A 21,812-nucleotide genomic window follows, 5' to 3' on the forward strand; every position below is an offset into this window, starting at 1 on the left:
CTCCGTAGCTTCGTTGTTTTGATGCTTCGAAATACAAGGAAAACCGTATGACACAAGTAACACTAACAAATTTAGTCGCCAAGCTTTCACCTGAGCTGAAACAGGCTCTTGAAGTCTCTGCTGGCGCAGCCATGAACCAAGGCGTTCCTTCCATCGAGATTGAGCATTGGTTACTGCAATTAATTTCTCAGCAAGATGCTAACTTGAGTAACTTGATGCAATCTCAGAAATTGTCTCAAGACGCAATTGTTAATGAACTTTCGACCAAGATCGCTCGACTTCCAAAAGGAAGTGAAGGGCAACCTACTCTAAGTCATGGCTTAACCGAACTTATTAAAGACGCATGGATGATCGCGTCAGTAAACTTCGGCCACGGCGAAGTGATCAGCTTGCATTTGATACAGGCGTTGCTGCAACAAAACGTATTGGGAGTAAACACGCTTCAACTAGAAAGTTTGCAATCAGTATCACTAGAGTCATTACAAGGGTTGATTAACAAAACCGCTGTTGCTCGTAGCAAAACTTCGGCAGCCGAAGGTGGTGCACCAGCAGGCCAACCGTCAGCAAACGATGCCCTAAGTAAGTATACGATTAACCTAACTCAGCAAGCGATTGACGGCAATATTGACCCCATATCTGGCCGAAATGCCGAAGTTCGCAAGGCCATCGATATTCTTTGTAGAAAGCGTCAAAACAACCCGATCATGGTCGGTGAACCGGGCGTAGGTAAGACAGCCGTTGTCGAAGGGCTAGCACTTCGAATTGCAGCGGATGAAGTCCCAGGAGCACTTCAGGGTGTGCAAATCCATTCACTGGATTTGGGATTACTTCAAGCCGGAGCAAGCGTTAAAGGTGAGTTTGAAAACCGACTTAAAGACGTCATCAACGAAGTGAAAAACAGTGAAGTACCCATCATCGTATTCATTGATGAGGCTCATACTCTCATCGGTGCTGGAGGTGCTGCTGGTCAGAATGACGCGGCAAACTTACTTAAACCAGCTTTAGCGCGCGGCGAATTCAAAACAATCGCTGCAACGACTTGGGCTGAGTACAAGAAGTACTTTGAAAAAGACCCTGCCCTTACTCGTCGTTTCCAAGTGGTTTCTATCGAAGAGCCTAATGCAGAAGATGCAAAACAGATGCTGCGCGGCGTAGCAGCTTCACTACAAAAACACCACGGCGCTTTCATCGCTGAAACCGCCATTGATGCAGCGGTCAACCTTTCTATTCGTTACCTGCCTAGTCGTCAGTTACCAGACAAAGCGATCAGCTTACTCGATACGGCCAGTGCACGTATTGCCCTGACTCAAGGCGCTAAACCTGAAGTTATTGAATCTTTGGAGCAAACGATCCGTTATCAAAAGAACGAAAAAGCGGCTCTGGAAAAAGAGAATGCGCTTTTCGGTATTGCTGAAGATGAGATTAAAGAGATAACAGGCGAAATTGAAACCAATGAATCAAAGCTTGAAGCCCTGAACATTCGTTGGAAACAAGAAGTTGAATTAGTTGATCAAATCAAGGCTTTGCAAGATGAGATTAGCAACGCAGAAGGTGAAGAGAAAGGCGATCTTACCAAGCAGAGTGCTCTCAATGACACGCTAGACAAACTTCACGAATTGCAAGGTGAATTGCCTCTCGTAAATGCAATGGTCGATGACAATACGATTGCCCAAATCATTGCTAACTGGACAGGTATTCCAGTAGGCAACATGATGAGTGATGAGATTGCTAGATTGCTTTCGCTTGAGGAAGAGCTAGATAAGCGTGTTATCGGCCAAAATGTGGCAAAACAAGAGCTTGCTAAGGCTATTCGTATCTCTCGTGCAGGGCTTACAGACAGTCGTAAACCAATTGGCGTATTCCTCATGTGTGGTCCAAGTGGCGTTGGTAAGACAGAAACAGCCATGGCACTTGCGGAGCAACTGTACGGAGGAAGCAATGACCTAACCGTGATCAACATGACCGAATTTAAAGAAGAACATAAGATCTCTATGCTTTTAGGGTCTCCTGCTGGTTATGTTGGTTTTGGTGAAGGTGGTGTGTTAACTGAAGCAATTCGACGCAACCCTTATTCTGTTCTTCTTCTTGATGAAATGGAAAAAGCACACCCAGGTGTTCACGACTTGTTCTATCAAATCTTTGATAAAGGGCATATCAAAGACAGTGAAGGCCGCACGGTTGATTTCAAAAACACCATTATCATTATGACTTCTAACGCAGCAGACCAAGCGATTTGTGATGCGTGTGAAGATCGTGAAGAACGTATGACCAATGAAGAGCTTCTAGAAAGCATTCGCCCTGACTTACAACATTACTTTAAGCCAGCATTCTTGGGCCGTACCACGATTGTGCCTTATTACCCACTTAACGATGAAGAGCTATCGAAGATTACCGAAATTTCTCTTAATCGAATTAAGAAAAAATTGGCTGAACAGTATCAAGCGAGCTTCACTTGGGATAAGGGTTTTGTCGACTTTGTTGTTAACAAAAATACGGACCCAACAACAGGTGGTCGCGCCGTTGAACAGATCATCAACCGTTCTCTGATGCCAAAGTTGGCGGAAGAATGTATCAGCCGCCTGAGCCAACAACAGCCTATTTCTCAAGTTTCGGTTGTTGCAGCATCAAACCCAGCGGGTTTTGAGCTAACCATTAAGTAACAAATAGCCAAGGAAAGCAGTAAGTATGAGCAGTAACCATGTCACTTCACGTCGTACGTTTTTCTCGTTAAGAGTCAAACTCGTGTTAGCGATTTTCGCAGTCTTACTGTTTTCCAATGGCTTAAACAGCACATTAAACTATCTAAATTTTGAGAAACGACTAACCCAAACCAGTGATTCGACTTATCAAGTCGTCTTAAACGAAACCGATCACGATATTAAGCAGGCTATAAGTTTAGGCCTGCCACTTTCTTCTATTTCAAACATCCAATCTCTTTTAGAGAGACGCCTATCGCTTGTTGACGGAATTAGTCGAATGCAAGTCGTCAACAATAAAGGGGATGTCCTCTACTCTGCTGGTGAAGCCAATGAGAACGAACGACTTATCGCGTCTGACATCACCAATACTTTTGATGTTAAAGAAGGTGCTCTTCAGCTTTACTACTCCAGCGGCTATTTAGACAGCATTAAGCAGACGCTTCTTATGCAACAACTGTTTGACACCTTAATGTGGGTGTTAATTGCATGTTTTATTGGCTACTTTGCCTTATACACTGGCTTAGACTTTTTGTTAAAGAAGCTAAAAGGTATTTCTGAAACCCTTGAACAGCCGGGGCTTACGGATAAAGAACTTATTGAAAATGCCAATCAACGCTTTTTCGCTAAAAAGGGAAAAAATGGTTGGCAACGCGTTCGAGATAAATATTTCCCACTACTCATTATTGCATTGGCTATCGTTCTGACTATTGCTTCAAATGTGGGGAGTTCTTATCAGGCACTCGATAAGTTTTCGACTACTTACGAAACGCAGTTAGAACAAAAATCCATCGTCATTGGTGACACACTCAGCAGTATGATCCAAAGGCTGCTCAAACAAGGTGTGCCCCTAGATAGACTCTACGGCCTCGAAGACGAGTTTTCTGAGTATCTTAATCAGCATAAAGAACTGCTCTCTATTGAGCTTCAACAGGCTGAAACGTCTTTGTATCAATACCCGAATAACTTTACGGGTAACGACCATTCATCTTCAGTAAATCTGGAAATCGACCCAGATTCACAAACATCGATCAAGATGACCACCGACATGAACATTATCCCTCAGTTAATCGAAGATAGCTTAATGGATATGTTAACGGTGCTTATCGCTTCAGCCCTAGTGGTTATCGAAATTATACTTTTTGTCTGTAATTTCATGATCATAAAACCTTGGCACCAGATCAAACAATTACTAACAGACTCAAAAATTGGCGCATCATTGTGGCTCGCGCGAATTTCTGCCAAAGATGAGCTTGGGCGTGTGACTCATAGCATCAACTCGATTATCCAAAGACAACATTCAAACAAAGAGCTTAAGGTTAAAAATCTTCAAGACTATCGCTTTATTCGACTGCCATTGTTTATGTTAGTCTTCGCAGAAGCGGCTTCATTAGCGTTTTTCCCCAATTTTGTAGCCAGCTTATCTCGCTCGCAAGATTGGATACCTGAAAGCTTAGTCACCAGCTTACCTATCTCTCTGTTTATGTTCTGTTGGGCAATCTCCCTACCCTTTGCCGGCTATTGGTCAGATAAAGTAGGTCGCCGAAAATCCTTAATTGTCGGCGGTTTAATCACGAGTACTGGCCTAGCTCTTACCGCTGTCTGTCAAACACTTGAACTTCTACTTATTGCGAGAGCCTATACTGCAGTGGGTTATGGGATCGTCTTCATTTCTGCCCAAGGGTATATCACTGATACTACGACGACAAAAAACCGAACTAAAGGTATGTCTACCTTCTTATCGTCGTTTTTCTCTGGTTCTCTGTGTGGCGCGGCAATCGGTGGTATCTTAGCGGACAAGCTTGGCTATAGCGTTACCTTTATGCTCGCATCTGTCTTAGCCTTGGTTAGCGTTTTATTTGTTATGAGCTTTTTCAGCCGCGGCAGCTCAAACGCTCAAAGTAAGCCAGTTCGGCTCAATGACTTTAAAGTCTTGCTCAGCAACAAATACTTCTCACTGATTACTTTTTTCAGTGCAATACCAGCCAAGGTCGTTCTCACAGGCTTCCTTTATTACATCTGCCCAGTTTATTTGCAGTATTTAGGCGAAAGCAGCGCAGTATCGGGTCGTGTCATGATGAGTTACGGCATCGCGATTATTGTTATTTCACCATTGAGTGCTTTCCTCGTAGATCGTTGGGATAACAAGATTAAGTTCATCGTATTTGGTGGACTTCTCTCAGCATTAGCCTTAGTCAACATCGTCTTCCTGCCAGGTACGATGGGGTTATTAATGATCGTTATTCTAATTGGTATTGCACACGGCATCAGTGTCTCACCACAAATTCCGTTGGTCATGGACTTACTCGCCAACGAGGGGATTGATAAAGGAAAAACAATCGGTATTTTCCGATTAACCGAGCGTATCGGAAATATTGCAGGACCAATGCTAGCGGGCTTATGCCTCAGCCTATTTGGTTTCCAAGACACCATCATACTGTTTGGCATCACGCTGTTTATCAGCTCTACGGTGTTGGTGGGTTTCTACGCATTCTTCACTAAAAAAGATAGACAACTAGAGGTAGCAAAATGAGAGTTTTAATCTTAGTTTTGATCACCTTGGTCACGCAGTTCTCAGTACCAACGTTGGCATTCGCAGCAGAGAAAAAGCATGTTGTCATGATCTTATGGCGAGGTGTTACTGACGCTGAAAAAGGCTTTATGGAATATCTATCAAGTAAAATGCCTGTAAGTTACACCTTGCTTGACGCCAAAAGAGACAGGGAAACGTTATCTAATTATATTAATAACATAGACTCATACGACGCAGACCTTGTGTACACGTTTGGTACCACAACGACGCTCTCACTCTTAGGCACCGAAGACAAACCAACGTCATTTAGACAACACAGCAACACCCCTGTGGTCTTTAGTATCGTGACAGATCCCGTTGGCTCAAAGATCATCTCTGACGACGGCTCCATGCATCGTAACTTTACTGGTGTGAGCCATATTGTGCCCCATCAGGTTCAGTTTAATGCGATTCAAAAGTTACCCAATATTTCGACAATGGGCATCGTATTCAACCCGTTAGAAAACAACGCAGTGATAACCGCACGCAAGATACAAATGCTATCTGCGAAGTTCGGGATGGATGTTTATTTGTACCCTCTGCGCACTAAAGATGGTAAACCAGACTTAAGCTCACTATCAAAAGTGATCGATACTATGCTGGAAGATAAGGTCCAACTTGCTTATTTACCGCCCGACTCATACATCATCAGCCAAGGAAAAGGCATCGTAGATAGCCTTCACGCCCAAGGAATAGCTACTTTTTCAGCAACTGAATCCCCTATTCGCAATCATAACGCGCTATTTGGTATAGTTAGCCGTTATTATAACGTTGGTGAATTTGCTGGACACAAAGCAGAACAAATCTTGAGCAACAAACGTAAAGCCCAAGACTTGCCTATTGAGCCACTTAGCCAGTATTCATACATCGTCAATGTGGGTGCCGCGCGCACTTTGGATTATTATCCCCCTGTTTCAATTTTAAAGATTTCCGAGTTAATTGGAGGAAATGAATGGTCAGAATGATGCCATGTTTTACTTTCTGCCTAATGATTATGATGGGACTGCTTAGCAGTGCCCATGCTTTCGCACAAACTAGCATTGGACCAGCTCGATTACTGTTAACCACCCAAGAGTGGGCGCCTTACCAAGAGTACAAGCACGGACAAATGCAAGGCATAGCACTGGATAAAGTAAAATGCATCCTTGGAAAAATGGGCCAACCATACCAACTAACAATGACCAGTTGGTCTGACGCGCAGCTACGCGTACACAGTGGTGCTCAGCATGGCTTTTTTATTGCAACTCAGACTGACGAACGCGACGAGTACGCCACACTTTCAGCACCTATCGCAGAACAGAAGCTCATGTGGTATTTCGGCCCAGGTGTCGAGCCTAAAATTGATGAATTGTCAAAGCTCAACCTTAAGTTCTCAGCTAAATTTGGGTCGAATAAGTGGTTTTGGCTAAAACGTAACGGCTATAACGTAGTCAAACAGCCTAGAGATGCTAAAGTATTACTAAAGCTTTTAAAACAAAGGGAAATTGACATTGCTTTAGAAGATGATTTGGTCTTCAAAAGTGAGTTAGATGAGGCAGGTTTACCGAGCGATTTTTTCCAGTATCAAGTTCTCGAGACTAAACCGATGGGCGTCTATTTTTCGAATCGTTTCCTAACTAAGTATTCTGGTTTCTTATCTGCATTCAATGCAGCCGTATCTAAATGTGAGAGGTAACTAGTGGCCGTCAGTATCCATTTGATTTCTGTACCCACTGAAGAGGTTGTAGCCTCAAGAGTTGTGTATCTTCCAGAATCAGGAGGCACCCTTGGTCGTGCCCCTGCGTGTGATATCTGTTTACCCGACCAAAGCAAACGCATTTCCCGTACTCACGGCGAAGTCCGCCTGACTGATCGAGGCTATGTATTGATTAGTCGTGGTCAAAATAGCGCTTCAATAAACGACAAAGTCATGATGAAGGATAAAGAGTACCCACTCAATGACGGAGACATTATTAAAGTAGAAAACTACACCATGCTTGTTTCTACTCTTGTGTCATCAAATACTGAGTCGCCTCAACAAGATGATGACGACATTTTCTCTCAGCCATTTGAGTTAAACCTTAACGATGACGAGACCGAGTTCTTAGAGCAAACAGAAACGCCAAAACCAAAACAAAACAGTGCTTCGTTTTCACATAAAAATGTTCTAAGCGATGATCCTTTTGCCTCAGACCCGTTTGAAGATTTAGATAGCGACGAAATTGCTGCTCACGTCGAGGTCGATGAAGTAGCGCAAACGAAGACCTTCGAACAAGCCACTGATCTTGAGTATCTTCCTGTCGATACGCCAAGCAATAATACTCAGCTGGAAGCGTCTATCGAGAAATTACTTACGCTGTCTGAGAAAAACCAACAGTATTTGCAAAATCCAATGCTTCACCATGATGCATTGTTTGATGCACTAGAAAAAACCGTTGATCAGTTCTTAAATGAGTTCGCTCCTAAAGAACTCGAAAGCCAATTTAGCGAGTACTTATCAGGCGGACTGTTCAGCAACAAAGAGAAAAAGTACTGGAAGATTTATCGTAAGCACTTCCAACACCGACAGCAAAATGGAGACTTTCGTCGCCAGTTCAAAGCATTGTTTTTGGAAAACATGCAGAAACAGCGAGAGGAAGGTTGATGAGAAAGTGGTATTTAGCGGCAGTAATTTTGTTAGCTGGGTGCTCTTCTGATCCAGTCCCTGTCGTTTCTCAATACAACTTAACAATAAAATCAGACGCAACGATGAATCCTTCTGATTCAAACACAGCAAACCCTGTGGTCGTTAGGTTGTATCAGTTAACAGATGTACAGATGTTCAAGCAATTACCGTTTATTGATCTGTACTCAAACGATGTTCAGCTATTAAGCGCAAACCTAGTGTCAAAACAAGTATTGCCAGTAATACTTCCTGACACGAGTACCGAGCAAGTATTAGACATCAACAAAACGACGCAATACGTTGGCGTTCTTGTCGAGTTCGTTGATTACCAAAATAGTGAGACAAAGGCATTTTCCACTTTGCCAGTCCAAGCAGATCAATATCTGCAGCTCAACATACAAGGGGCAAAAGCCTCATTAGAAATAGTCACACCTGAATCCAGCTGGTGGCAAGTATTTTAGTCAGTATATAGGGAACTAACGTGGACGCGTTTAAAAAAGTAGTTTGGCAAGAAGGCATGTTTATTGCCCCACAACATTTTCAGCAACAGGATCGCTACGTACAGAACTATGTTCGTCAGAACGTTGAGACTCTTGCTGGATTTGCTCCCTTTTATGGTGTGACAGAACTCACCATCAATCACGAATTATTAAAAATTGGTAAGCTTTCTATCGCTAGTAGCGCAGGTGTTTTTCCTGACGGTACTCAATTTGAAATGAAGCATGAAGTTGCCAGAGATGTCATCCAAGGAAGCATTGAAACAGTAGTATACCTCGCCCTACCTATCTCTTTGCAGGGCAATAATGACTACGGACAAGAGCAATCGGATCAGGGCCGTTACCTGTCTCGTTCTATTAATGTATTTGATACTTCGACTTCAGAAAATGCGAGCGTCGAGATCGATGTTGCTCATTTGAATATCTCTATCAAATTGGAAGGTGAAGATACCTCTGGTTTTACCCTGATCCCCGTAGCCAAAATTTTGGAATGCACCGAAGCCGGTGAAGTGATCCTTGATCGCGCGTTTATTCCAGCTTGTTTACATTACGGCGCCTCTCAACTGCTACTTGAACGTTTAAAAGAAATACACGCACTCACTGCAAATCGCGCTGCCACCCTATTACAGCGAATTCAGGCTGGCCAAGGTCAAAAAAGCCCACAATCGATGATGCAAGATTACTTGTGGCTGCAAACCTTGAACAGTTGGCTCCCGTGGTTTGATCTCTCTATTAGCAATCCAAAGCTGCAAACACACCAAGTCTACGGTGAGTTGCGTAAGTTCGAAGCTCAGATCATGGCTTTAACTCCAGCTATACCAGACCCATGTCAGCCATTGCAGTATCACAAGCTCTACGAGAGTTTTAACCCGTTGTTTGCCTCTCTGCGCAATATGCTCACGCTTGTTCAACAAGACTCGGTTCTAGAGTTTGCTTGGGATAGCTCTTTGTTCGAACGTCGTCGATTACTCAGAACATTAATCAAAGACACTGCAAGCGTGTCGAATCGTCGATTTGTCCTCTCTGTTAAGTCGACCATTAGCAGTGCTGAACTCAATGAGCTGTTCCCTATCGCGGCCAAGTTGAGCAACAATGCTCGTATTGTTGAGATCGTTCGAAATGGCCTATCGGGTATCGCTCTATCGCCATTGCCGGTCGCCCCGAGTGAACTTAAACCAATGCAGGGCGTGTCCTACTTTGAAGTCGACACTGCCGACCGCATGTGGTTAGAAATGCTCGAAAACCGCGATGCGATTGCTCTACATGTCGATACTCGTATCGCAGACCTCGAAGTTATGCTTTACGCCCTGAGATAATGCTATGGACTATTTGGATGAAGAAACCCTAGTCTGGGATGCAAAGGAATCCGAGTTCGTCGCTAAGGAAGACGATGTCAGCGACAGTACATGGACCTCCGTTGATGCCAGCCGCGGGCGTAGCGAATTTCTGCACTACTTTGACAAAGCAGAAAACCAGCTACTTAACATAAGCAGCGAACTATTAGCGATCACATTAAAAGTCTCTACGCTTCCCGAGCCAGAAGACGTCACGACTTTACGTCATCAGCTAGTTGACGGGATTAATGACATCAAAACAAAAGGCGCTGAGCTTTCCTACCCTGTCGCAGTCATCGATAAGCTCTGCTTCCTCTATGCCGTCGTCTTAGACGAACTGATTATTTACAGCGAATGGGGAGAATCGAGAGGCTGGGAGAACAAAACCCTGCTTAGCGAACTGTTTGGAATGAGAAATGGCGGTGAGCTGTTTTTTACCGTCGCAGATAAAGCGCTTAGACAGCCACATAAGATGATTGACCTACTGGAAATCATCTACATTTTCCTAAACATTGGATTTAAGGGACAGTACAGAGAAACTGGAAATGATCAGTTAAAATCATTTATTCATCAGTTAGAACAGTTGATCAGCCAGTATCGACAAACGAGCGCGATACATTGCCGTACTCGAATTAAACTGCCTAAAGTACGTAAACCGACACGTCGTAAACGCTACTTCATCACCACTGTGTTCTTCCTGTGCCTTGTCTTTACCAGTATTGGCCTTACCTATTTCTGGTACAACAAGACCCATTCGCAGCGAGCTCGCGATTTTAACAATTTACCGGACTTCAGTGCCCGCTATGTTATGTCAGGCCAAGTGAATGATATTGTCTTTATCAGTGATGACGCTGACTTAGAAACAATGCCCCAACGCGCAAGTAAAGTTGAACTAGTCGACGCTCCAGCGCCACCTAATTTAGGTACCAGCCATTCATCTTGGTTAGTTCAATTAGCAACATTTTCTTCGAAGAAAAACGCTGAAAACTTTGTCTCTACACTCGCACCTTCAAAATACGAGCCTGTTGTTGACGAATTTGATTCCTACTTCCGCGTTATCGTACGCAGTGAATCCTCGGAACAAGCAAGAGACATTAAAAGCTGGTATGTAGAAAAAGACCAGCTCACACCGATCATCGTGAGAAACACACAGAACTACAATAAAAATGATAAAGAGGCACAACAACGATGAGTGACGCTAAACCCGCACAGAATTCAAGAAAGCGCAGCCTTGTCTGGTCTATAGTGCTTGCTTTGCTTGTCATGCTGATAGGTGGCGCCTTAACCTGGTGGCTAGGTTATCCAGAGAAACTTCTTCTCGGTGGGACCTTATCATTCTTCATGGGTCTCCTTATCGGTTTACTCACCTACTGGCTGATGCAGCGTAAGCGCGGTGAAAGTAAAACTTCCGATCAACAAAGATTACTGATTCAGAAACGAAGTAAACTCTTGGCTCTGCATTTTAAACGCATGCTTGGCGTTCAAAAACGTAAGAAAAGGCTCAACAGTCGTTACGACCAACCTATCTACCTGCTGTTGAGCGATGACCCATGCAAAGATAAAAGCATCATCACACAAATGGGATACGAGGCGTACAAAGTTGATGATTTCGGTAATGACATCGAGTTTCCCATTCTCTTCTGGCTAAGCGAACACTCTATTCTCATCTCCATTAGTATGGGTGAAGACCAGCAGCCTCAATATTTAAAAACGCTCTCAGACAGCCTCAATAAATGGCGTCCGCGTCAGGCTGTAAACGGCTTGTTGTTAACAACCGAAGTCGCAACGTTATTGGGCAACCAAGAAAAACTCACTCAGCGAGCTGATGACGTTAAATCGACCATTAAAACCTTCAATGACACATTCGGACTGAATCTACCCGTGTATAACCTGATAACCAACATGGGCCAGGTGAACGATTTCTGTCAGTTCTTTTCTGCATTTGATGAAGCCAAACGCAACGATGTATTTGGCGCAACGTCTCCAGTCCTTAAAAATGGCGGTATCGATGCCGATTGGTATCACGAGGAGTATGACCATTTAATCAGCCAATTGATTGCTAACACCAGCAGCGCGCTTTCTTCACAGCTTAATCAAGAATATCGCAACTCTATCTGTGCTGCGCCTTACCAGTTTGGCTTGCTAAAACAAAGTTTGTGGCATTTCTTGCAAAGACTGTATCGCGGTGATCAGCTAAGCAATGGTCTCAACTTCCGTGGATTTTATTTCACTCACAGCGGCTCCGGTGAAAAGCAGTATGATCTGCTGGCTAATGTCATCAATCAGTCTTTAGGCAATGAGAAGTTCCAGCAACACCAACAAATTCCAGTGACTCAGACCCTGTTTGCTCAGCACATCATGAACCACGTGGTATTGAATGAAAATGAGCTTGTTGGCGTTAACCGACGCAAAGAGAATATGCTGATATTCTGGCAAGGTGCTTACACCGTGTTTTGTGCCGTGTTCCTAATCGCCACCTTAGCGATTATTAAGTTAGATTTTGACTACCAAAACGCGCGTGAAACACGAGCTGATAACATGCTAGAGCGCTATAAAGAGGCGATCGCTGCTTCACCTTACGATATTGAGAACATGGCGGACAATATCCCGAACTTGTATTCTCTCAACCGTATCTACGCACTCTACCTTCAACCAGACCCTTGGTACACCCTGCCCTTCATGCCAAGTTCAAGCATTAAGAAGGAAGTGGAAGCCGCTTATTTCGACGAGCTAGCTCGTGTTCTTATTCCTTCGATGGAAAACACCTTAGAAAAAGATCTGTTTGTCTACGTCAATCTAGAAGATCAAGCCAAGACCTTATCTTTATTGAACAACTATCGCCTGCTGTTCGATCCTAAGCGCACCAACATTGAAGAACTCAAAAGTTACTTTATGTCGTCTCTCACTGACCAAGGCGAAGCAGACAGTGTAAACCTTGCTCAGCTTAAAATTTTGCTTGATGATGTATTCGCTCAAGACTTAGTTCCAACTAAAGCCAATTTTGATCTTGAGAAGTTAGCTAAGAAAGTCATCAACCAAACTGGTGTTGAGACTCTGCTATACGAGCATATCCTAAACTCGCCAACCTACTCTAAACGCGTCGATGTGCGTCAAGAGTTGGGTTCAAACTTCTCTCAACTGCTTAGTTTCTCACCAAATTATGTCGGTTATTTAGTACCCTATTTGTACACTCCATCAGGCTTTAACGAGCTTGACCTTTCAGTTGGATCGCCTGTTCTTACTGAAGCATTGCAAGCATATGAAGGGGTTGCTGGTAGCTCTCCAAGTGCGCTAGAGCTCTACCGTATTAGTCGCGACCTTAAGCAGATGTATCAAAACGACTACATTAATTACTGGCGAGATTTCACCTCTCATATTCTCGCTAACAACGTTGATAGTGCCGACACACTGAAAAATACACTATCTGTGCTTACGACGGCATCAAATAACCCACTAGCTCAGCTTTATGGCACGATCAGCAAATACACGTCAGTAGAAATTGAAGTGCCCAAAGCTGCCGAAGGCGAAGCGCAGCCACCAGCTCAAGATGCCGATAAGAAAGAGTCTGCTCGCCAGATTTACATTGCCTTTATGCCTTACCACCAGCAAGTGGAAGCCAATGAACAGGGTACAAAAGCAATAGATACACTTCTTAGCCAATTTACAGAAATGGAAACGTATCTAGAGAAGTTTTACTCTTCAGACAAACCTCAAGAGCTTGCTTTTTCTACCCTGACCGCAGAGCTAAAGGTGAGTAACCCTGTTTCCTCTGTCGCAAAACAAACTGAAAAACAGCCTCAGCTGTCACTCGACATCATTGCTGGCGTGACTACGCAGGCAAATGAAATGGTGATGCTACTGGCACATGGTTATCTCAACACTGCTTGGCAAAGCGAGGTCTTCCAAACCTATCAAGATACGATTGCAGCGTACTATCCATTTAATAAAACCGCTTCAGTGGATGCTACGACCAGCGATGTCGCCTCTTTCTTTAAGAGTAATGGTGTGTTGGATAAGTTCTACCAGAGCAAACTAAAAAGTTTCTCTACCGATGAACGCTCGCCTTTCTTGCCGGGGTTACTACCGAACTCAGGATTGGCACTTGACCCTAACGTTTGGCAGATGATTAGCAAAGCGACGGACATTCGTAATGCACTGTTCTTGCAAGATCCGCAAAACCTAACGCTTCAGTTCCAACTAAAAGCGATGGAGATGAGCTCGAACCTCACTCAGTTCTCTATCATTGCTGAGAAGTCTCTGTTTAGCTATCAACACGGCCCAAGGCTATGGAGCAAGCAGACGTGGTCAGCAAAAGACGTGGACAAAGACTCGATAGGATTCAAACTACAAGCGCAAGAAACGCAGGTAGCCGATGAGAAGTTCACTGGGAGCTGGGCTTGGTTCAAGTTGATTGAACCAAGAGTAGTATCGACAACATCTCAAGATACCACCGTGAAGTTTGTGTATGACGATAGTCAGGTTGAATTAAGCATTAAGACGCAAGGGCAAAATAACCCATTTGTTCCGAACTTCTTCTCTGCTTTCTCACTTCCTGCCAGCATTTAAAAATGAAGGATGCTAGCTCTGCGCTCCACCCTAGCATCCGAAGCACTATGCGAGCTTTAGGGGTTTCCTATTGCTCGCATATTGGTCATCACGTGTATCTCGTCGACAGCGCCTCACATGGAAAGGTTGCCCTTAAATTTGCCCTTTCCACACTTGCTAAATCTCAACTTTACAACGAAGCTAGTTTTCTCGCGAACTATGCCTCTAGCTATTGGCCCAGCTTTATCGATGCCGATAGCCATCATCAGGTCAGTTGGTTGATGTGCGAATTTGTAGAAGGCCATTCGCTAGCGCAGTGTAATTTCCTCAACGACGTCGCGTTGATCTCAAAACTTGAAGACGGCCTGAAAACCATTCATGAAACGGGGTTTATTCATGGCGACATCAAACCTGCAAACATCGTGATCAGTGCAAACGGTGAACCCATCTTTGTCGACCTTGGTAGCGTTCTACCAATCGGTCAAGCTTATTCGAAACAACCCCATTCTTCTGTTACTCCGAGTTTCGGAAGTTTAAGCGCAATAAAACGTCATGGTCTTGTTACTACTCAAGATGACTATGTCTCGTTAGCAGTAGCTCTTCAGACCGTTTTGGGTAAGCACCCATATCAAGGGCTACCCATTACAGAATTCGTAACAGCAAATAAGATCCCAGATTCGAGAGCTGTTGCTTCAAAGTATCAGGTTCTACTCGCTCAACAGATCCGCCTAGCTAAGCGACTTGTTGCTTTGAAAAATACTGACTAATGTCAACATCATCGATTTGGCTTTCTGGAAGAAACGCTTGCGCGTAATCCATGTAAACCCCGCTTTCGAGGAACAGCAAGAATAGCTCCATATCAACGTGTTCATCGAGAGCCATTTTATGCAAGATATCTACGGCTACACTGACAGGTTTTGCTTTCTTATAGGGCCGATCTGCCGCCGTGAGCGCCTCAAAAATATCAGCAATCACTAACACTCTCTCTGGAATTGAAATCTCTTCTGCTGATAATCTACGTGGATAGCCAGTGCCTTTAAGGGTTTCATGGTGAGTAGAAGCGTAACGAGGGACTCGACTCAGCTCTTTTGGAAATGGCAAAGCCTCAAGCATTTTTATTCCACTGATCATATGCTCGTTTATCTTAAAGCGGTCTTCTGTGGTCAATGTGCCGCGCGAAATAGATAAGTTGTAGATCTCGCCCAAGTTATACTGATGTTCTGGCACATCCACTTTTATACCAAACTTCTCATCAAATTCGAGTGGTCTAATGCGCTTTTGTATGTGCTCTGGTTTGTCAGAAAGTAACGGTTCGGTGGTGGGAAGCACAACGTCCGATTGAGGTTTATTCAAGTCTTCGAATGGGGAAAGACCTAAGCGATCATCAAAGTTCCTTTGCCAAGTTCTACCAGCAATTTGCTTGATTCGTTCAACTTCTTCTTGACCCATAAACTCCCCGCCGACATTGGATTTGGCGATAAACTCAAACTCCTCCTGTAAAGTTTGCTTATACAGTTTAAGCTCCGCTAGAGCCGCGCTCTTATCTTTAGTTGCAGCGAGTTGCGAATTCAAATACTCAATTTCGGCATCACGCCAAAGCACTTCAAAACGCATACGAATTTCATGGATACGATTATAGTTCGCTTCGAGTTTAGTGCCTTTATCAACGATATGCTCTGGAGTCGTAATCTTTCCACAATCATGCAGCCAAGCCGCGATTCTAAATTCCCGCCTTTCATCATCATTCTCGAATTTAAACTGTTTGAATTTACCTTCTTGGCACTCTTCTACTGCCTTGGCTAACATCATGCCAAGTTCAGGAACACGATTACAATGCCCTGCTGTATAAGGAGATTTATCATCAATCGCTTGAGCAATCAGTTTTATGAAAGACTCAACAAAATCTTCTTGTTGTTTCTCGTGTCGTTTGAGTGCCGCCCCCATAGAGGCAATGGACTCAGAGAGTTCAGACACTTCTTTGATGCGTGTATTCACCAGAGATACTGCGTCATAATCTCTTGCTTTTATCTTCTTAGTTTCTACACGTAGGGCTTTAATTGGAATAACAATGGGGGCGCTAAACTTCCAAGCTAAAGGAAGCAAGATCATCATTATCAGAACAGTAAGCGCGATGGATGTTATCAGCTTAGGCCAAACTTGCTCAAAGACCACATTTTCAGGTAACACGACAGCAAAGAACTCGTTGTGGTTTTGTTCAGATAACAGCGGAGTAACGTAGACAAAGTACTGTTGCCCTTGAATATCAACTTTCACCATCGAGTTATGCTGGCTGGGATTACGTGACAATGAGAACAGCTCCGGATAAGGTACAAACGTTCCCCGCCATTGGTTGGAGTCCAACCACTTCTTTTTCAAAGCGGTTCGTTGTTGTGGCGTAATCGCTAGCAAGGCTCTATTTAAGACGTTGACTACCGAGCTATGTTCTTTTTTCATATAAAAATGAAAGGGTAGCATTTCGATACCTGACAGCTTTGTTACCTTAGCTTGTTCAATATTAGATAACTCATTCAGCTCAGATAAGGTGTGAAACGTATCAATGATGTAGTCGTAGCGTTTTGAGGCAAGTCCTTGTTTTCCTTCATCCAAACTCGTGACTTCAATAAGGTTTAAAGTTGGTGCTCGCTCTGATAGCCACGATTTCATTCCATACCCACCGACAACAGCGATAGGCTCTTGAGAGAACTCGGCCAGTGACGAGTAAACTGGTTTATCAGGATTTGAAGCCAGCGCCAATTCACCACTAAACATAGCGACACTTTTCACTCCACTCACCGCTTCAGACGCTGGTACGGAGTGCAGCATATCAAGTTCTCCCTGATGATACATTTGCGACAACGTCACAGAATCAAAGCCATTCACAAATTCTAGCTGCATACCCGTCATCTTCGACGCTATGGTCAGCAGATCTATCGCATATCCTTTAGGCTGCCCTGATTGAGCATAATCGTAAGGCCCCCAGTCATTTTGATTAGAGACCATAAGCGAACCCGCTACTTCTAAAGCCGCTTTCTCGGCATCGCTCAGTGCTAAAGGAGTTGGTTGCGGAACACGCACTTCATGATACAACTCTACGTTAGCCGCAATGACCTCACCTTTGTCATTAAATACAAAAGATTCAGCGCCACTATCAGAAGAGAGCCCTAGCTGCATAGGTGTCATCTTTTCTTTCATCGCAGAATGAACAATATCAACTCCAATAACTCTTGATTGAGTGCGAATAGAGTATGTCTGACCGGTAATTTTTAGATGTTGAAAGAGATAAGGTTCCGTCTTAAAAATCTTTGTTTCCTTAGTGCCTAAATACCAAGGTCTTTGAGTGGGGAAATAGTTACTGTCTTCTGCAACACTTTTGGTCAGTTCGAAGCTATCAGTATAATAACTCGTCGTGCGAATACGGCTTTCTTCCGGCCCCGATATTTTAATGACTACCCAACGATCATTGATGTCGGCATCAATTTTTTTCCTTACAATTGGCGAAGATTCCAAATTAATGATCTGATAGAAATCATCGTTATCACGACCAACGTAGAGGCTATAGAAGAGTGGGTTATCCGCGAGAATTAATGTGAAAATGTCACGAATTTCAGTTTCTGCAAAGGTGTGATTGGTTGACTCTGCAACACTTTTTAGAATTTGAACGCTGCTTGTAGCGTTTTTGTCGACCAATTCTAGGTAAGCCCCTACACCGGAAGAGGCTGTGGTGAGTTTAGCCAACACATTTTCTTCTGACAGCTGCTTGCCAAAATAGTATTGCAGCCCGATTGCACAAGATGCAGTAAAAAGAGTGGCAAACAGAAACATTGTCCCTACCGTAAACTGAATAGAGAACTTTCTAGACTGACGCGAGTTCTTTTTCATTCTTTAACGCCCTCCATTGGCATTGACTGAACGAATTAATTTGAAGACTGGGCTAATTGTTTTTTTATAGTTTTGCTTTATTCGAGTATTAGAATAAATCCTCTATATATCAATACAACATCCTATAAATTATGAGACAAATTGCATTATAATTGCACAATCGAGACTCTGCTAAGTATTTAATATATCGGCGATGTGTTTGTTTCATGAACTTTATGAACAAAACCTCCACAATGACCAATATTCTTTTTATCAACGTATTGGAGACATGAATTTAACAGATCATTAACCTTAAACGCATCTAGCAACAAGTTCCCTCCTTGTTACTAGAGAATTGATAACGATAAGCGTGTTCTCAAAGAAGAATATGCCCATACATAAGGAACGTGAATCATGTTTAAGGTACTAAAACCAACCCTAGCCGCTTCTATCATCGCTGCGTCTTTTTCTTTTAACGCTTTTGCAGCTGATGTAGAGAAAATCCACTTCTTAATCCCTGGTGGTGCAGGTGGTGGCTGGGACATGACAGCTCGTGGCACAGGTGATGTGTTAGTTAAATCTGATATCGTCGATAACGTCTCTTTCCAGAACCTGTCTGGTGGCGGCGGCGGTAAAGCAATTGCCCACCTAATCGAAACGGCAGAGCGTCAAGAAGATACGCTTATGGTGAACTCAACACCAATCGTAGTACGCTCACTAACGGGCATTTTCCCACAATCTTTCCGTGACCTGACACCTGTTGCAGCGACTATCGCTGACTACGGTGCGATCGTTACTTCCGTTGACTCTAAATACAATACATGGGAAGACGTTGTTAAAGAATTTGAATCGAACCCACGTAAAGTAAAAATAGCTGGTGGCTCAGCACGAGGTAGTATGGATCACCTTGTTGTTGCGGCTGCATTCAAAGGCGAAGGCTTCGATGCTAAGAAAGTACGTTACATCGCTTATGATGCAGGCGGTAAAGCAATGGCAGCCCTTCTATCAGGTGAAACGCAACTGCTTTCCACAGGCCTAGGTGAAGTTCTAGAAATGTCTAAATCTGGACAAGTTAAGATTCTAGCAGTAACGGCACCAAAACGTCTTGAAGCAGCACCTGACATCCCAACGCTAACGGAATACGGTAACGAAACTGTGTTTGCTAACTGGCGTGGATTCTTTGCAGCACCTGGCGCTAGCCAAGAGAAGATTAACGAGTGGAACGCAGCTCTGACTAAGATGTACAACACAGACGAGTGGCAAGTAGTTCGTGACCGTAACGGTTGGATTGATAACTACAAAGCAGACAAAGAGTTCTACGCATTCCTAGAAGATCAAGAGAAGCAAATGGGCGACCTAATGCGCGAACTTGGTTTCCTAAAATAATCGTTAAATCGATTGTATGAGGGTGACTTGCACCACCCTCATCCCTTTTCGCCGTACATGGGCTAACTACACAATCTCCTCTGTTTATTTATAAACAGTTAGGCCTCTTTGACTAGCAGCAAATGGCTTATTCGTTGGTGAAACATGCTCATTAACTCTCGTGTACGGCTTTTTTCTTTCCTTACCTGTAACGCAAATGGAGTTGGATATGTCGGACTTGCCAACGAACTCATTCACTAAAGGTAATTTTTTCTCAAAAGAAAACCTACTCTGTCGCGACCGTGTTGGCGCGATGATATTTTTGCTTGTCTGCCTTTGTTATGGCTACCAGACAACCCAAATCCCATTATTTCCTGGCGATGAATACGAACCCTTTACGGCTCGCACTCTACCAACGCTATTAACATTCGCAGGTATCGGCCTTTCGTTACTTTTATTGGTAACGGGACAGCCTGATGTAAAAAGCGGTGCCGTGGTCGATTTCAACTGGAAACTGCTTATCGGCTTTCTCGTTCTAATGGCGCTTTATGGTGTTGGACTCACCTATGTCGGCTTCGTCATTGCAACAGGATTCTTTTTGCTTGCAGGTTTCTATCTGTTAGGTGAACGACGTAAGAAAGTGCTGTTTGGTGCATCCTTCCCATTTGTCATCGCTTTCTACCTTCTGCTCACCCAAGGCCTAGATATCTACTTAGAGCCAGGTGTTATTTTCACCATGTGGTCGTAATTTAAGGAAATAACATTATGTTAGATGGAATTTTACAAGGTCTTTCGACCGCAGTGATGCCAATGAACATCATGATGGTGATTGTTGGTTGTTTTGTCGGTACCTTTATTGGCATGCTACCGGGTCTTGGCCCAATTTCGGCTATCGCCCTGATGATCCCTATTACCTATGGTTTGGAGCCATCTTCAGGTCTTATATTGATGGCGGGGGTTTACTACGGCGCGGTATTTGGTGGTTCAACATCATCAATCCTAATCAATGCTCCTGGTTGTTCATCAACCGTTGTTACTGCCTTTGACGGCTACCCTATGGCGCAAAAAGGTCAGGCGGGTAAAGCCCTTGCACTTGCGGCATACTCTTCATTCACAGGTGGTACGTTATCCGCGATCATGCTGTTAGTTGCCGCTCCAGCATTGGCTAACGTCTCGCTAAGTTTCCAATCTTCAGACTACTTTGCCTTGATGCTACTCGGTCTTTCTGCGGTTGCTGGTTTTGCAGGTAAAGGACAAGTGCTTAAAGCATGGATGATGACGATTCTAGGCTTGATGCTATCAACGGTTGGTATCGACAAAGGGGTTGGTGTTGAACGCTTTACCTTTGGCCTAACTGATCTAATGGATGGCTTTAGCTTCCTACTGTTGGCAATGGCTACCTTTGCCCTAGGCGAAACCTTGATGGGAATCTTAAAGCCTGAGCAAGACACCCGCTCAGACGAACAAGATAAAATGAGCAATATCGGCAGCATGAAAGTCACTAAAGAAGAAGTGAAAGAAGTGGCGCCAGTTTCGATTCGTTCATCTATTCTTGGCTTCTTTACTGGTGTACTTCCAGGGGCTGGTGCCACAATCGCAGCTTTCCTTAGCTACGGTATGGAACGTAATCTCGCGCCAAAAGAGAAGAAAGAAGAATTTGGTAAAGGCAGCATCCGTGGTCTAGTCGCACCAGAATCAGCTAACAATGCGGCGTCAAGTGGCTCGTTTGTTCCTCTTCTAACTTTGGGTATTCCGGGATCTGGTACCACCGCTATTATGCTTGGTGCTTTGATTGCTTACGGCATTCAGCCAGGACCACGTCTATTTGTCGAGCATCCAGATGTGTTCTGGTCAGTTATCATCTCAATGTACTTTGGTAACATTGTGCTGGTGATCTTGAACTTACCGCTTATTCCGTACATCTCCAAGCTACTTGCAGTTCCGAGAACGGTTCTACTCCCTATGATTTTGTTCTTCTCAATCACAGGTGTATACCTTGTCTCGTTCAACACAATGGATGTCTTCATTATGCTGTTGATCGCAATGGGAGCAATCGCACTCAGGTTGGCCAACTTCCCGCTCGCCCCCCTACTACTTGGATTCATTCTTGGTGGTTTGATGGAAGAGAACCTACGCCGAGCATTAATGATCAGCGACGGTGAACTGAGCTTCCTTTGGGAACGTCCAATTACTATGACATTCTCAATCTTAGCGGTGCTTGTCTTGTTCAGCCCACTGTTTGTCAAACTGTTCCAAAAGTTAAAGCCAACACCTCAAAAAGTAGAGCAGTAACTATCACTC

The 21,812-nt window shown here is 43.9% G+C and carries 14 protein-coding genes; 13 read left to right on the plus strand and 1 reads right to left on the minus strand.

Features of this window, described 5'->3' with window-relative positions:
• The first annotated feature begins 47 nt into the window (after nucleotides 1-47).
• The 10 genes from tssH to AC6R00_RS01410 are packed head-to-tail and all read left to right on the plus strand — an operon-like array spanning nucleotide 48 to nucleotide 15,055.
• Nucleotides 48-2,660 (plus strand): type VI secretion system ATPase TssH, encoded by a 2,613-nt coding sequence (gene tssH / locus AC6R00_RS01365; RefSeq protein ID WP_500639093.1) that lies wholly within the window; start codon nucleotides 48-50, stop codon nucleotides 2,658-2,660.
• Nucleotides 2,661-2,685: 25 nt separating this feature from the next.
• Nucleotides 2,686-5,229 (plus strand): MFS transporter, encoded by a 2,544-nt coding sequence (locus tag AC6R00_RS01370; RefSeq protein ID WP_500639094.1) that lies wholly within the window; start codon nucleotides 2,686-2,688, stop codon nucleotides 5,227-5,229.
• A complete protein-coding gene (locus AC6R00_RS01375; RefSeq protein ID WP_500639095.1) occupies nucleotides 5,226-6,233 on the plus strand; it encodes an ABC transporter substrate binding protein in 1,008 nt (335 codons plus the stop codon). The genes AC6R00_RS01370 and AC6R00_RS01375 overlap by 4 nt, the downstream gene beginning before the upstream one ends.
• The gene (locus tag AC6R00_RS01380) at nucleotides 6,221-6,943 is read left to right on the plus strand and encodes a transporter substrate-binding domain-containing protein (RefSeq protein ID WP_500639096.1); all 723 of its coding nucleotides are present in this window, start codon (nucleotides 6,221-6,223) and stop codon (nucleotides 6,941-6,943) included. The genes AC6R00_RS01375 and AC6R00_RS01380 overlap by 13 nt, the downstream gene beginning before the upstream one ends.
• Nucleotides 6,944-6,946: 3 nt before the next feature.
• Complete coding sequence (locus tag AC6R00_RS01385; RefSeq protein ID WP_500639097.1) at nucleotides 6,947-7,891, plus strand: type VI secretion system-associated FHA domain protein; 945 nt, start codon at nucleotides 6,947-6,949, stop codon at nucleotides 7,889-7,891.
• On the plus strand, nucleotides 7,891-8,373 hold the full coding sequence (gene tssJ, locus AC6R00_RS01390) for a type VI secretion system lipoprotein TssJ (protein ID WP_500639098.1): 483 nt from the start codon (nucleotides 7,891-7,893) through the stop codon (nucleotides 8,371-8,373). Before AC6R00_RS01385 ends, tssJ begins: the two co-directional genes overlap by 1 nt.
• Nucleotides 8,374-8,393: 20 nt before the next feature.
• Nucleotides 8,394-9,725, plus strand: coding sequence for a type VI secretion system baseplate subunit TssK (tssK, locus tag AC6R00_RS01395; RefSeq protein ID WP_500639099.1), 1,332 nt, complete (start codon nucleotides 8,394-8,396; stop codon nucleotides 9,723-9,725).
• Between the two features lie 4 nt (nucleotides 9,726-9,729).
• Nucleotides 9,730-10,935 (plus strand): type IVB secretion system protein IcmH/DotU, encoded by a 1,206-nt coding sequence (icmH, locus tag AC6R00_RS01400; protein ID WP_500639100.1) that lies wholly within the window; start codon nucleotides 9,730-9,732, stop codon nucleotides 10,933-10,935.
• The gene (tssM, locus tag AC6R00_RS01405) at nucleotides 10,932-14,309 is read left to right on the plus strand and encodes a type VI secretion system membrane subunit TssM (RefSeq protein WP_500639101.1); all 3,378 of its coding nucleotides are present in this window, start codon (nucleotides 10,932-10,934) and stop codon (nucleotides 14,307-14,309) included. The genes icmH and tssM overlap by 4 nt, the downstream gene beginning before the upstream one ends.
• A 2-nt stretch (nucleotides 14,310-14,311) precedes the next feature.
• Entirely contained in the window at nucleotides 14,312-15,055 is a 744-nt protein-coding gene (locus AC6R00_RS01410) for a protein kinase domain-containing protein (protein WP_500639102.1), read from the plus strand.
• Here AC6R00_RS01410 and AC6R00_RS01415 read toward each other — a convergent pair.
• Entirely contained in the window at nucleotides 15,021-18,167 is a 3,147-nt protein-coding gene (locus AC6R00_RS01415) for an HD domain-containing phosphohydrolase (protein WP_500639103.1), read from the minus strand. The genes AC6R00_RS01410 and AC6R00_RS01415 overlap by 35 nt on opposite strands.
• 393 nt (nucleotides 18,168-18,560) lie before the next feature.
• Between AC6R00_RS01415 and AC6R00_RS01420 the strand changes: the two genes are divergently transcribed.
• The 3 genes from AC6R00_RS01420 (at nucleotide 18,561) to AC6R00_RS01430 (ending at nucleotide 21,803) form a co-directional block, all read left to right on the plus strand.
• Nucleotides 18,561-19,532, plus strand: coding sequence for a tripartite tricarboxylate transporter substrate binding protein (locus AC6R00_RS01420; RefSeq protein WP_367938894.1), 972 nt, complete (start codon nucleotides 18,561-18,563; stop codon nucleotides 19,530-19,532).
• Between the two features lie 208 nt (nucleotides 19,533-19,740).
• Nucleotides 19,741-20,259: a tripartite tricarboxylate transporter TctB family protein gene (locus AC6R00_RS01425; RefSeq protein WP_004748388.1), complete on the plus strand. Its 519-nt coding sequence runs from the start codon at nucleotides 19,741-19,743 to the stop codon at nucleotides 20,257-20,259.
• 17 nt (nucleotides 20,260-20,276) lie between these two features.
• Nucleotides 20,277-21,803 (plus strand): tripartite tricarboxylate transporter permease, encoded by a 1,527-nt coding sequence (locus AC6R00_RS01430; RefSeq protein WP_004748386.1) that lies wholly within the window; start codon nucleotides 20,277-20,279, stop codon nucleotides 21,801-21,803.
• The last annotated feature ends 9 nt before the right edge of the window (nucleotides 21,804-21,812 follow it).

Source organism: Vibrio sp. R10-SF1-ISO8 (assembly GCF_059833805.1).

What these genes read in the sequence shown, in the direction of transcription:
- tssH (WP_500639093.1), top strand. Translation starts at nt 48, where the DNA reads ATGACACAAGTAACACTAACAAATTTAGTCGCCAAGCTTTCACCTGAG.
- AC6R00_RS01370 (WP_500639094.1), top strand. Translation starts at nt 2,686, where the DNA reads ATGAGCAGTAACCATGTCACTTCACGTCGTACGTTTTTCTCGTTAAGA.
- AC6R00_RS01375 (WP_500639095.1), top strand. Translation starts at nt 5,226, where the DNA reads ATGAGAGTTTTAATCTTAGTTTTGATCACCTTGGTCACGCAGTTCTCA.
- AC6R00_RS01380 (WP_500639096.1), top strand. Translation starts at nt 6,221, where the DNA reads ATGGTCAGAATGATGCCATGTTTTACTTTCTGCCTAATGATTATGATG.
- tssJ (WP_500639098.1), top strand. Translation starts at nt 7,891, where the DNA reads ATGAGAAAGTGGTATTTAGCGGCAGTAATTTTGTTAGCTGGGTGCTCT.
- icmH (WP_500639100.1), top strand. Translation starts at nt 9,730, where the DNA reads ATGGACTATTTGGATGAAGAAACCCTAGTCTGGGATGCAAAGGAATCC.
- tssM (WP_500639101.1), top strand. Translation starts at nt 10,932, where the DNA reads ATGAGTGACGCTAAACCCGCACAGAATTCAAGAAAGCGCAGCCTTGTC.
- AC6R00_RS01410 (WP_500639102.1), top strand. Translation starts at nt 14,312, where the DNA reads ATGAAGGATGCTAGCTCTGCGCTCCACCCTAGCATCCGAAGCACTATG.
- AC6R00_RS01415 (WP_500639103.1), bottom strand. Translation starts at nt 18,167, where the DNA reads ATGAAAAAGAACTCGCGTCAGTCTAGAAAGTTCTCTATTCAGTTTACG.
- AC6R00_RS01420 (WP_367938894.1), top strand. Translation starts at nt 18,561, where the DNA reads ATGTTTAAGGTACTAAAACCAACCCTAGCCGCTTCTATCATCGCTGCG.
- AC6R00_RS01425 (WP_004748388.1), top strand. Translation starts at nt 19,741, where the DNA reads ATGTCGGACTTGCCAACGAACTCATTCACTAAAGGTAATTTTTTCTCA.
- AC6R00_RS01430 (WP_004748386.1), top strand. Translation starts at nt 20,277, where the DNA reads ATGTTAGATGGAATTTTACAAGGTCTTTCGACCGCAGTGATGCCAATG.